This window comes from Polycladospora coralii, from assembly GCF_014773435.2.
GTDB classification, from domain to species: Bacteria; Bacillota; Bacilli; order Thermoactinomycetales; family Thermoactinomycetaceae; genus Polycladospora; species Polycladospora coralii.
On sequence record NZ_JACXAG020000001.1, the window covers coordinates 266,762 to 279,845 of the forward strand.

The 13,084-nt window shown below is 37.3% G+C and carries 10 protein-coding genes; 2 read left to right on the plus strand and 8 right to left on the minus strand.

Annotated elements, in window-relative coordinates:
* Positions 1-86: 86 nt before the first annotated feature.
* The 7 genes from IC619_RS01430 to IC619_RS01460 all read right to left on the minus strand — a co-directional run bounded on the left by IC619_RS01430 (position 87) and on the right by IC619_RS01460 (position 8,687).
* Positions 87-2,081 (minus strand): ABC transporter permease, encoded by a 1,995-nt coding sequence (locus tag IC619_RS01430; RefSeq protein WP_224749566.1) that lies wholly within the window; start codon positions 2,079-2,081, stop codon positions 87-89.
* Positions 2,071-2,838: an ABC transporter ATP-binding protein gene (locus IC619_RS01435; RefSeq protein ID WP_191138335.1), complete on the minus strand. Its 768-nt coding sequence runs from the start codon at positions 2,836-2,838 to the stop codon at positions 2,071-2,073. Before IC619_RS01435 ends, IC619_RS01430 begins: the two co-directional genes overlap by 11 nt.
* A gap of 114 nt (positions 2,839-2,952) precedes the next feature.
* Positions 2,953-3,873: a sensor histidine kinase gene (locus tag IC619_RS01440; RefSeq protein ID WP_224749567.1), complete on the minus strand. Its 921-nt coding sequence runs from the start codon at positions 3,871-3,873 to the stop codon at positions 2,953-2,955.
* Positions 3,874-3,959: 86 nt separating this feature from the next.
* The gene (locus IC619_RS01445; protein ID WP_191138337.1) at positions 3,960-4,634 is read right to left on the minus strand and encodes a response regulator transcription factor; all 675 of its coding nucleotides are present in this window, start codon (positions 4,632-4,634) and stop codon (positions 3,960-3,962) included.
* Between the two features lie 174 nt (positions 4,635-4,808).
* Positions 4,809-6,551, minus strand: coding sequence for an ABC transporter ATP-binding protein (locus IC619_RS01450; RefSeq protein ID WP_191138338.1), 1,743 nt, complete (start codon positions 6,549-6,551; stop codon positions 4,809-4,811).
* Positions 6,541-8,304 carry an ABC transporter transmembrane domain-containing protein gene (locus tag IC619_RS01455; RefSeq protein ID WP_191138339.1) on the minus strand — a complete coding sequence of 588 codons (1,764 nt, stop codon included), beginning with the start codon at positions 8,302-8,304 and terminating at the stop codon, positions 6,541-6,543. The genes IC619_RS01450 and IC619_RS01455 overlap by 11 nt, the downstream gene beginning before the upstream one ends.
* 242 nt (positions 8,305-8,546) lie before the next feature.
* Positions 8,547-8,687, minus strand: coding sequence for a hypothetical protein (locus IC619_RS01460; RefSeq protein WP_191138340.1), 141 nt, complete (start codon positions 8,685-8,687; stop codon positions 8,547-8,549).
* 148 nt (positions 8,688-8,835) lie between these two features.
* On the opposite strand from IC619_RS01460, the gene typA reads away from it, so the two are divergent.
* Positions 8,836-10,665: a translational GTPase TypA gene (gene typA, locus IC619_RS01465; RefSeq protein ID WP_191138341.1), complete on the plus strand. Its 1,830-nt coding sequence runs from the start codon at positions 8,836-8,838 to the stop codon at positions 10,663-10,665.
* Between the two features lie 303 nt (positions 10,666-10,968).
* On the plus strand, positions 10,969-12,057 hold the full coding sequence (locus tag IC619_RS01470; protein WP_191138342.1) for an NHL repeat-containing protein: 1,089 nt from the start codon (positions 10,969-10,971) through the stop codon (positions 12,055-12,057).
* Positions 12,058-12,197: 140 nt separating this feature from the next.
* On the opposite strand, the gene IC619_RS01475 is transcribed toward IC619_RS01470, so the two are convergent.
* Positions 12,198-13,058, minus strand: a complete 861-nt coding sequence (locus tag IC619_RS01475) for a DMT family transporter (protein ID WP_191138343.1) — start codon at positions 13,056-13,058, stop codon at positions 12,198-12,200.
* Positions 13,059-13,084 lie beyond the last annotated feature (26 nt).

Sequence of the window (13,084 nt, forward strand, 5' to 3'; positions counted from 1 at the left end):
TGGTACGTTCACTATTTAGATCACTTTTTCGATTTTGTTCTGCATTTTTTAGCTTTGATTTTTCTTTTCTATCTGGAGCATTTAACCTATCTAGTCATTTGTTTCGCAATCGACTTATAGCTTAAATAAGTTACAAGAAAATAACTACCATAAATAAGAAGTAACACGCCAGCTGTCATAATAGAAGATAGAAATAGATGGGAGCCAATCAAATTTGTAAGTGTGCGACTCAACACCCTGATTCCAATAATAGAATGTAAGACGGCTAATGTTAGGGGGACCATAAAATATATCAAAATCTGAATAAAGATAATATGATTAATTTCTGTTTGTGTGACCCCAAGTCGCTTGAGTATATTAAATCGCTCCATGTTATCGCTCATCTCTGACAATTGCTGTAGAGCCAGGAAACACGCACTAGATATCAAAAATATAATTCCTATATACAACCCAATATAGACAATCTGATTCGAAGTGATTACGCCCCATTCGTATATCCTATTTTTAAATGTACTGACTAAATGGAAATTATCTTGCTTGTACTTTTGGTAACTTTGAACTCTTTGATATATCTCTGCATCTGCTTTCTCCTTTGAACCGGTGTATTGAAGATTTAGAACAACAGATTCAATCCGTAATCCTTTTGTGGCATCATCGGGTACTACGACTACCATCTCTTCCGTTGCCATCATATCTGTTCTTGTCGAAAATAGCTGGTATCCCTGTGATGAAATGGAATAGGATTTATCACCAATTTTCATATGGTAAATCTGTTTTGTAAATTGCCTCATTTCGTCCTCGTAGGCTCCTATATTAGTAAGAAACAGAATCTCATTTTCTTTTAGGGTAACGGGTTCTTTAACTTGTAATCGTGACAACTGTGCATAAGTTGTCTGTGTGATAATGGTTGGATACGTTTGACTGAGCCATTTTTTGATGGACACATCTTCAATGTCATTAACAGATTCTACTATTGGTTGATCGAATACATACTCATTAAATAACACTGTATTTCCATATTCATCTAATCTTAGTTCCCTCAGCTTCTCTCCCATTTCTTCAGGGGATGCTTCTCTATTAAAGAAAAAAAAGGAAGCATCATATGGAGTCGTGATTTCCAAATCTCCTTCTAAACCATCTTTCAAGCTAAACGCTGTCGATAAGATCGTAATGGTAAAAAATAGTAGCATACAGATAAGTGTCATTGATATAAAAGTATCGTTTACTTTACTACTTATTTGCCGAAGTACAAACATATTTAAATGCTTATAATAAAGTTGTTTATTTTTCTGGATGATATGCAATAAGAATTGAGAAATCGAAAAAAAGAAGAGTATGGACCCAATTAAACATAAAATCACACTCAAGTAAAGTATATTTAAATCCTTTAATATAAAGTCGTTTCTCAATACGATTATATAAGCTGTACCGATCATCAAAACAGCAAGAACAAATAGCCCAATCCCCGTACTTGTCTTACGCATCTTTACTCGTTGATTTTTTCTACCTGCTGTCATTAGACTAAGTAATGTTTGCCGATTAATGATGATCACATTACACATCATTACGATCATATAGATAAGACTAAAGTACAATATCGTTTTTAACATAGCCGTAACAGAAAATACAAATTGGTATACCTGCATATCTACTTTAAATAAAGTAACCGTGAGAATAGATAATCCTTGGGATAAAATTATACCTAATCCTAGACCCACTCCTAAAGAAATTAGACCAATCAAAAAAGTTTCTATCAATAAAACCCTTGAAATCTCGAATCTAGTCATCCCCAGAGTCATATAGAGGCCTAGCTCTTTCTTGCGTTTTTGAATTAAAAAGCGATTTGCAAATAGAATCAAAAAAGCCAACAAAATCGTAATAAAAATAGAGATTATTCCAATTATAGTCATAAAGCTATCAATTAATTCTTCCTGGTGAGAAGAGAGATCTAACATAACTTTCTGCGCGGGAAGTGCATTAAAGCTATAAAATAAGCATACGGCTAGTGTAATCGTAAGAAAATAAATGGCATAATCTTTAAAGCTACGCTTAACATTTCGAAGTGAAAGTTTAGAATACATGATTAATATCCCCTCCCAACAACGTATTCACTTCCATAATACATTTAAAAAATTCGTACTGGGTATCCGTACCTTTCACTATTTCATTAAAGATTTTACCATCTTTAATGAAAAGGATACGATTTGTATAACTTGCTGTGTACGCATCATGCGTAACCATTAGAATTGTAGTGTTCAAATCCTGATTGAGTTTTTCAAGTGATTCCAATAAAATCCGTGAAGATTTTGAGTCTAATGCCCCTGTTGGCTCATCTGCGAACACGAGCGTTGGTTGTGTCACCATTGCTCGTGCACAGGCCACCCGTTGTTTCTGACCTCCAGAAATTTCGTATGGAAATTTACTTAAAACCGATTTGATTTCTAATTTTTCTGTAATATCATTGACGATTAGTTGAATCTCAGAGGTATTAACGCCTTGTATGGTTAACGCTAAAGCGATGTTTTCATAAACAGTTAACGTGTCTAGAAGATAGAAATCTTGGAAGATAAATCCTAATTCTTGACGGCGAAATTTTTCCATTCCCCTTCTATTCAGTGATGTAATTTTCTTTCCGTTGATTATAACATCCCCAGTTGTAACTCTATCAATGGTTGAAAGACAATTGAGTAAGGTTGTTTTTCCACTACCTGACGGCCCCATAATTCCGATGAATTCACCTGGCTCCACTTCGAATGATAAATCATCTATTGCTTTTGTGACATTCCCTTTATTACCGAAATATTTTTCTATGTTTCTCACTTGCAGTATTGATGACATGATCAACTCTCCTTTAATTGATTTCTATCCCATCTTACTAAACTGGAGTAGCATCTCCTATTTCGGTACATGTCACTCATCTTACATTTTTGTAAGACACGAAAAATTGATTGCTCATGATTCGATCAGCAACACTTTACTTTGGGGGAAGATCAGCTGTACATTTGTACCCACATTTTTTTTAGAATTGATGGATATGCCTAGATTCAACTTCTCTGCTAGACGATTGCATAGGTATAGTCCCATCCCCGTAGATTGGCTGTACTTTCTCCCATTTTCTCCTGTAAATCCTTTATTAAATACACGGAAAAGATCTTTCTCAGGTATTCCAATTCCATTGTCCTCGATATGAAGTTGTATCTGATTATCTCGTTTTATAGTGTATATTTTAATCACACCTTGATTGCTTTTACTATATTTCAATGCATTCCCAACAATTTGATTCAATATAAACTCAACCCATTTGACATCACTATATACGATTTCATGAAGTTCGTTCATTTCTAGACGGATTTTCTGATAGATAAATGAACGAGCGTTGCGCTTGGCAACCTTATTTACTACTTCCTGAATTGGAAAGGCACGAATTATATAATCTTGACTCACATCACTACTTCTCGCAAAATAAAGTACTTGTTCTATATATTGCTCTATTTTATCCAATTCATCAAAAACACCCGCATCCATCCCTTGATTTTGTAATGTAATTCTGGTAGCTGCTAGCGGTGTTTTGATTTCGTGTACCCAAGCCTCAATGTATTCTCGATAAGCAATTTGCTCTCTTTTATATACATTGACATGTTCATGCATTTGTTTGTATGTATCAGCGATGGTATCATAAATAATCTGTCCCTCCAAAAATGAAGGGCGCACCAACAGCTCAGGAAGAAGATATTTTTGATCTAATTGAGCTTGAAATCGCACTATATTTTGATAGTAGTTCTTTTTCTTTATGTACGACAAAATATAGTATAACAATAGAGGACCAAACCAAAACAGATAGAATAAAATCATGATTCCAATATGCACGGTCATCTTCCAAAAAATAACTGCGAATAGTAAAGCCAAAACCAGATTAAAAAATAAATAGGTGAATTTTTCCCGAAAAAAAGTGTAGAAATTCACGGCAAAATATACCCCATTCCTCTTCTCGTCTCTATCAGATTACTTATACCAAGTTGTTCTAGCTTCTTTCGTAGCCGGGTGATGTTGACTGACAATGTATTATCATCAACAAATAAATCGGCTGACCATAAGTATTCCATCATTTGTTCTCTTGAAACAATGCTCCCCTTATGTTTAATCAAAAAATAGAGGATTTTAAGTTCATTTTTTGTTAGTATTTGCTCTTTACTTTGATATTCGATCGTTCCACTTGCCACATTTAATTTCATGCCATGATAGGAAAGAAAGTTGTCTCGTTCACTAGAATATACCCGCTTTAGCACCGCCTCTATTCGCGCCATGAGTATTTGTAAGTTATACGGTTTAGTAATAAAGTCATCAGCTCCAAGACTCATACTCATCAACTCATCCATTTCAGTATCTCTACTGGTCACCATGATGATCGGGATATCTGACAGTTTTTTAATTTCTCGATGTATCGTATATCCATCTATGTAAGGTAAATTAAGATCTAGAAGAATTAAATCAGGTGATACTTCTTTTACAATAGTTAAAATACGACTAAAATCAATTACAGTCGCCGTTTCATACCCCACGTTTTCCAAGTACTCATTCAATTCTTCACGAATTCGCTTTTCATCTTCAATAATTAGAATTTTATACTTTATCATCTATTCACCCACATATCTATGCTTTCTATCGAATTCATTATATAGAAGTCAAACTGCCACTACAAATGAGCATCATACAGTTGTCAAACAGATTTACATCAAGAAATGTAATAAACTCCCCTTAAAAAAGTAAAGTACGCTTTTTAAAAGGGAGCTTGATTATTTTGTAATGAATTAATTTGCGATCTCTACCATTCCTTGCTGTAACAAGTACATTTTATGATATAATCCTTCTTTTTCGAGTAACGTTTGATGCGTACCTTTTTCTACAATTTCTCCTTTATGAAGCACCAAAATCAAATCTGCTTCTTTTATGGTTGAAAGTCGATGCGCAATCGCTATGGTTGTTCTACCCGCTCTCATTTTTTCAAGTGCGACTTGAATTGCCTCTTCTGTTTCCGTATCGACACTAGCCGTCGCTTCATCCAGTACCAATATCTTAGGATCATGAACCATCGTTCTCGCAAATGAGATCAACTGTCGTTGTCCGCTTGAGAAAGTAGCACCTCGCTCACCGACTGGCTCATGATATTTCTGATCTAATTTTTCAATGAAAGAGTGGGCCTGAACGAACTGTGCAGCCTCCTTTACTTTTTCATCTGTGATCTCAGCATCATGCAAACGAATATTACTAGTAATATCTCCCACAAATAGGAACGGATCTTGTAATACCAATCCGATCTTAGTTCGTAGTACCTCATTACGAAAAGATTGAAGAGGTATGCCATCAATTGAAATGCTTCCCTGCTGAAAGGGATAGAAATGCATCAATAGATTCACAATTGAGCTTTTTCCACTACCCGTATGACCCACAAGCGCCACCATCTGCCCAGGTTCAGCTACAAATGAAATATTTTTGAGGACATCTGTTTTACGATCGTATGAGAAGGTAACATCTTTAAACTCAATTCGCCCTTGCGTAATTTGCGGATTTTCATTTCCTTGTTGTGCTGGTGCATATTCCGTTTGGTCTAACAGTGTAAAAACACGTTCTGCTGAGACAACCGCTTGCTGAAACTGGGATAGACGCATCATCATTTGATTAATTGGCTCAAATAAGCGTCCTAGCAAATCGATAAACCCGTATAATATCCCTAGCGGAATAGCAGTAGAGAACGACATAATTCCAAAGTAATTTAATACTAAAATGGTCATAAAAACGGATAGTAGCTGGGTCGCGGGACGAAGCAACAACCCAAACAATTTAATATTTTTCATGTATGCAATATAATGGTCTTGATTAATTTTGCTAAACGCATCATGTAACCTTTTTTCTTGTCTCATGGCTTGAATCACATTCATCCCTTGAATCGACTCATTTAGTTTAGCATTCATCTGACTTAGTTTAGATCGTATCACATGGTAAACTTTAGAACTTCGCTTACGATATCCATGCATGAGAAGCACGACAGCCGGTAATAAGATTAAGCTAACTACAGCTAAGGTTGGTTCCAGAATAAACATCCCAATATAGACACCAATGATGATGACAATGTTTTGCATAAAGGATGATAAAACATTAATATATAGCTCTTTAATCGCTTCAGTATCATTGGTAATGCGCGACACTAATGATCCATCTGCATGCCGATCAAAGAAAGAAAGTCCGAGGTGTTGCACTCTGCTAAATACATCAACTCGAATATTTTTAATCACCCACTGCGCAATCGTTTGGAACGCTAAATATTGGTAATAAAAACATATCGCTCCCAATAAGGGTAATCCAACAAATAGCGCCGAAAATAGAATAATGCTACTCCAGTCCAATAAACGCGGCGTCAAGTAATGATCAATATAGTGGCTCGCAATTACCGGAACAGCAATTTCTGCTGCTGTAGATAAGACTAGAAGAAAGAAGGCAAACCAAAACTTCTTCTGATACGGTTTTAAGTAAGAGATGAGACGTTTAGTTACCAATCGCTCCGCCTCCTTCCATAACAACCGACTCTAATTGTTGTTGATCATAAGTCATTCTATACCAACCTTTTTGTTCCATCAATTCACGATGTGATCCTTGTTCGATGACTTTTCCATCATTTAATACGATGATGTTTGTCGCTTGTTCAACTGCACTTAATCGATGAGCTGAAATCATTGTTGTCTTCCCGGCACGTTCCTTCCGTAGCGCATCTAATATACTATGCTCAGTTTTGGCATCTACGGCGGATAAAGAATCATCCAAAATTAAAATCTCTGGATTTAATAGTAAAGCCCGTGCAATCGATATCCGTTGCTTTTGACCACCTGACAGCGTTACACCACGTTCTCCAACAATCGTTTCATAACCACTTTCAAACGACAAAATATCTTCATGAATACAGGCCAGTTTCGCGACCCGGTCAATCTCAGCTTGCGTCGCATCTGGCTTTCCAAAAGCAATATTTTCTGCTACAGTAGTCGAAAATAAGAAATGATCTTGTGGAACATACCCAATCGCTTTGCGTAAGCTTTCTAATCGAAAAGATTGAATTGATTTCCCACCGATTAAAATTTCTTTCTCTGCTACATCAAATTCACGTAACAATAAGCGTAGCAGTGTTGATTTCCCGCTCCCTGTTTTACCGACAATACCTAATGTTTCACCGCGTTTTAGTTTGAAATCAACGTGAGAGAGTACAGGTACATTTCCCTTCGGATAAACATATTTTTCGATCTGATAAACAAGGTCTCCACTCGGTACTTCATCTCGCGCTCCAGACTGATCCGCAATATCCGGCTTAGTTTGAAGTAATGAATTGACACGATCATAAGAAGCACGCCCGCGCTCTACAATGTTAAAAAGCCATCCAAATGCAAGTAGCGGCCAAATGAGGAACCCGAGATACATCGTAAATTGAATTAATTCACCAATGGTTAAAGTACCATTTATAATCCCGTATGAACCATATGCGAGCGTAAAAAAGTAAGAAAGCCCTACGACCATTGTAATCACAGGGTCAAACATAGAATCTACCCGTGCTACCGCTATATTTTTATCGACTACATCATCTAGTAAATGATCAAAATCTTTTTTCTCAGCATCTTCCTGTCCAAACGCTTTAATCACACGAACACCAGAAATATTTTCTTGTACTTTATCGTTGGTATCAGAAAAAGCAGCTTGCGCCTTGTGAAATCGTTTATGTAAAACGGTACCGAGTTTACTGGTTGCATAAGCCATAAAGGGCATCGGGATTAAAGCTACTAACGTTAGTTTCCAATCCACTAAAATTACCATGGCAATAATTACAACACTACCTTTAATAATGGAGTCAGCAAGTGTAAGCACGCCTTCTCCTGCGGTCATCTCAATGGCACGAATATCGTTAGTCGCATGAGCCATCAAGTCTCCTGTACGCTTTTTATGAAAAAATTGTGGTGACATGCTAGAAAATTGCTGATAGAGACGATTGCGCAACAGTCGCCCTAAGCGATTGGCCGCTCCAAACAGCATCACGCGCCATATATAGCCCAAAAAGTAAGTTGTTATTCCAATGCCTAAAGCGATCACTGACCACATCATTAACACTTCTCGTGTTAATGTGCCTGCTTTGATCCCGTCTGCGATGATACGTACCGCATACGGTAAGATTACTTGCAAGCAACCAATCAACAAAAGAATGAAGATACCTACAAAATAACTCTTTTTTTCTGATTTAAAAAACCACATCAAGTCCTTGAGAACACTCAATTTTTCTTCACCTCTTCTGTGAACTTCACTTATACATTAAGATAGGGTCACGCTTCCACTCACCACCCCTCTAAAGGAACATTCTTATTTCGAAGTCCCTCATCCACTCTCCTTGATGTTCAAAATATGTAGTATATAGCGCATTTTATCACAAATAACATATCATATTTCCAGTTAAATTTTCAAGAACAGACGTTCCAGTATGATGCCATAAAAAATCGAGACAAATTGTCTCGATTTGGCTATGTGGAAGGACGATTGGTAGCATCTATTTTTTGATTTCCATAGGCCGCATTTTGGTTACGTTCACGCTCCTGAACTTGTTGTTCATAGCGTTCAGCTTCTTGCAATTTCTGTTCAGGGCTATCTCCCTTTTTGCTCATTTTTCTCCCTCCTTTCCTTATCAGTATGTGGAACTTTTCGTTTCCTATGTAAAAGAACTGTATATTCGTCTCGTTATGTGGTACGATTTCGAATGGATTCATTTTTCATAAACGGAGGAGGTAGGGAATTTTTAATTCCCTAATCAACATGAATAAACCTAATAACATTCGAAATATCGCGATTATCGCACACGTCGATCATGGTAAAACCACACTTGTTGATGCCATGCTAAAGCAGAGTAAGATTTTTCGTGAGAATCAACAAGTAGATGTACGCGTGATGGATTCCAATGATCTAGAACGTGAACGTGGCATTACCATCTTATCTAAAAATACTTCAATTGATTATAAAGACACCAAAATTAACATTGTCGATACACCAGGACATGCTGACTTTGGTGGTGAAGTAGAACGTGTAATGAACATGGTGGATGGTGTTTTGCTACTTGTCGATGCGGTAGAAGGCCCTATGCCCCAAACCAAATTTGTGTTACGTAAAGCTTTAGAGCGTGGGTTAAAAGCAATTGTCGTTGTGAATAAAATCGATCGCCCTAACGCTCGACCTGATTATGTCATCGATCAAACCTTTGATCTATTTGTTGATTTAGGTGCGAGCGATGAACAGTGTGAATTTCCAGTCGTATTTGCTAGTGCGCTTTCTGGTACATCAGGAAAAGATCCCCAAAATTTAACCGACACGATGGAACCATTATTTGAAGAGATTCTAACCCAGCTACCTTCACCCGAGGTCGATTTAGATGGACCCTTACAAATGCAAGCCACTTTACTTGGGTTTGATGAATACAAAGGGCAAATTGCCATCGGTCGTCTTAATCGTGGTACCATTTATCGGAATCAATCTGTTGCCTTAATCGACGCCAACAGCAATAAGAAGAATGTGCGTGTAGGCCAAGTGTTTACACACAAAGGTTTAGGACGCCTCGAAGTAGAATCTGCCCATGCTGGCGATATTATTGCCTTAACAGGAATTGGTGAAGTGGGCATTGGAGATTCCATCTGTGATCCTGAACATATTGATCCACTGCCTCCGATTCAAGTAGAAGAACCTACCTTAAGAATGACGATTGGTGTAAATACAAGTCCATTTGCAGGACGTGATGGTGACTACTTAACCTCACGTAAAATTAGAGAACGTCTCATGCGTGAATCAGAAAGAGATGTAGCCCTAAAAGTAGCGGATACAGATTCAGCAGATAACTTCATGGTTTCCGGTCGTGGTGAACTTCACCTTGGAATCTTAATTGAGAATATGCGTCGTGAAGGCTACGAATTCCAAGTGAGTAAACCTGAAGTAATTTTAAAAGAGATTAATGGTGTTAAACATGAGCCAATCGAGACCGTGGAAATTGAAGTAGGAAGTGACCATCAAGGAGCAGTCGTTGAACTATTGGGACAGCGAAAAGGCCAAATGAAAAATATGGCCGTTCTAGAAAATGGCAATATCCATTTCTCCTATCAGGTACCTTCTCGCGGTTTGCTTGGATTTCGCCAGCAACTTCTAACTGAAACACGTGGAGAAGCCACCATGAACAGCTTAATCGCTGGCTATGAGCCTTTTGCTGGTGAAATTGAAACACGTGGTTATGGTTCACTTATTGCTTGGGAAGATGGGATGGCTACAGCTTACGCTCTTCACTCGGCTCAAGAACGTGGCCAATTATTTATTTCACCTGGTATCGATGTATACGAAGGAATGGTCGTAGGTCAACACATTCGTGACACAGATCTTGAAGTAAACGTATGTAAAAAGAAACAAAAAACAAACATCCGTAGTGCAACAGCAGATGACGCTTTACGTCTCGACACACCGAAACAGATGAGTATTGATGAAGCAATCGAATATCTAAAAGATGATGAACTGCTTGAAGTAACACCAGAAACATTCCGCTTGCGCAAAAAATATTTAGCCAAAAATGTGCGTGATCGGCACAATAAACATAAAAACTATCAAAAGTAATCACATTTCCGTAAAGCAATCAGATAGAGTGGATACTCTATCTGATTGCTTTCTACCTCTCCCCAGAGAGGTCTTTTTATTTTTATAATAGTTAATTAGTATGATTTAATTTATTGTTCTGTTTTATTATACTATACTTAAATCTATCTATAGGGATCGCGTACATTTTCATTTATCCCGTTTCTCTATCTTTTTTAATTTCATCCTGTCATCTTAGTCCCATTGGTTCGCACTGCTACTACTTAAGAAAAAACTTCAACGCGAACCACCGGAATGGGTGAAAAAAGGAGGTAAAAATCGAACGTGTTTAGGAAAAAGCAACTGTGGATTGTCATGATTGGATTGATGTTATTCGCAATTTTAATCCTTGTTGACATCGGAACCAAAGAGATTATTTATAAAGATCCACCACAAGTTATTGCCCAATCTCCCCATTATAAAGCGGAAGTCATTTGGCCTTTGACAATGAAAGATAAAGAAATTGCTGGGGAGGCAAGTGGTGTAGCAATTGCTGCTTCAGGAAACCTATACTATTTGCATCGCGGGTCTTCTTCGTATGGTGGTGACAAACGGATTACAGAGCCAACAATCATCGAAATTGATCCACAAACAAAAGAAGTGAAAAAGAGATGGGGAGAAAATCTTTTTGTTTCTCCACATGGGTTAGAAATTGATCCATATGGACAGATCTATGTAACAGATACTATATTAAACCAAGTTTTTAAATTTTCACCGGAAGGAGCGTTACTGCAGACTTTCGGGGAGGAATATCCGTTCTATTTAGAATGGACCCTTCGTATACGCAATTTGATTCCACACTTTCCAACAGGGATCAATGCGGACACGTTTGCAAGACCTACGGATCTTACGGTCGGTAAAGACGAATCAATTATTGTTAGTGATGGATATCGCAATCACCGGATTGTAAAATTTGACGCAAGCGGAAAACGAGTATGGGAAGTTAATCAATTTGGTGCAAATGCCGGACAGTTTCACCTTCCTCACAGTATTACCCAAGATAAAGATGGAAATCTTTATGTAGCCGATCGAAATAATGCCCGCATTCAAGTGTTTACACCAGATGGATCTTTTCGAGAGAGTTGGAATCAATCAGAGTTAGGTCGCCCTTTTGCTGTAGATGTAGGGTTGGATGAACATATTTATGTAGCAGATGGTGGTGATGCCCTTTATTCAGAGGGTAATCAAGAACAGAGTCAAATTGTGATTTTAGACCGGAATGGTAAGTTTTTATCTCGCTTTGGAGCATGGGGAACACAAGTGGGTCAAATGAAAATCCCACATGATATTGAGGTAGATCATAGGGGTACGATCTATATCGCAGACTTACAAAACAAACGACTTCAAGCATTTTATAAAACAGAACAAAAATAACAAAACCATAAATAATAAATCATCGAACATTGGGTATTCTGGATATCAATAGATTTTTAGATTGGTGTGATATTTATTTTTTTGAAACAGCGCACAAAAACAATCCAACAATCATTCATTTCATCTTAGCTAGAGCCATCTCAATGAGAGTTGGCTCCTTTTTTATTTCGCAAAAACATATACAAAGATGCCGCAAAGATGATCAAATAACCAGTTATACTATATCGATCAGGTAATTGATCAAAAAAGATAAAACTAAAAATAGATGAATAAATAACTGTTGCATACATAAAAATGGAAATTTCTTTAGCTGGTGCAAACTTATACGCAGCTGTGATGCCCAGTTGTCCGACAGTAGCAAATGTCCCCGCTAACAGTAAATACACAGTCTGTTTTAAGCTCATAGGTTCATAGAACCAGAAGACAAACGGAAGCAGAATAACCGTGGAAAAAAAGGAAAAATAAAAAACAATTGTATAAAAATTCTCTTTATCGCCTAAGAAACGTAAAAACGTATAAGCACCAGCCGCAAAGATTGCTGACAGCACACCTGCTCCATATGGAATCAGATCGACAGAAAAGGCAGGCTTAATGATAAATAATGTACCTATAAACGCCACTAAAATGGCCACCACTTGAAAGGTACGAGCCCTTTCTTTTAAAAATACCGCAGAGAAAATAATTAAGAGAAACGGACTTAATTTGTTCAGCATCTCGGCATCCGATAATACTAAATGATCGATCGCATAAAAATAAAAGATGATTCCCAATGTCCCTAACACAGATCGCCAAAATAAAAACTTCTGATTCTCACGCCTACCAAAAAAACGCTTTTTATAATAAAGGATAAAGCCAAACGCTATCAACGCCGTAATCAAATTACGAAAAAGCGTCTTTTGAATGGTAGGTAAATCACCTGATAGTTTCACAAAAACAGCCATCAGAGAAAAACCGACGGCTGAGACCAATAAAAGGATAATTCCCTTTTCTTTGTTTCCCATTTTACTCCCTCTATTTCTACCCCGCG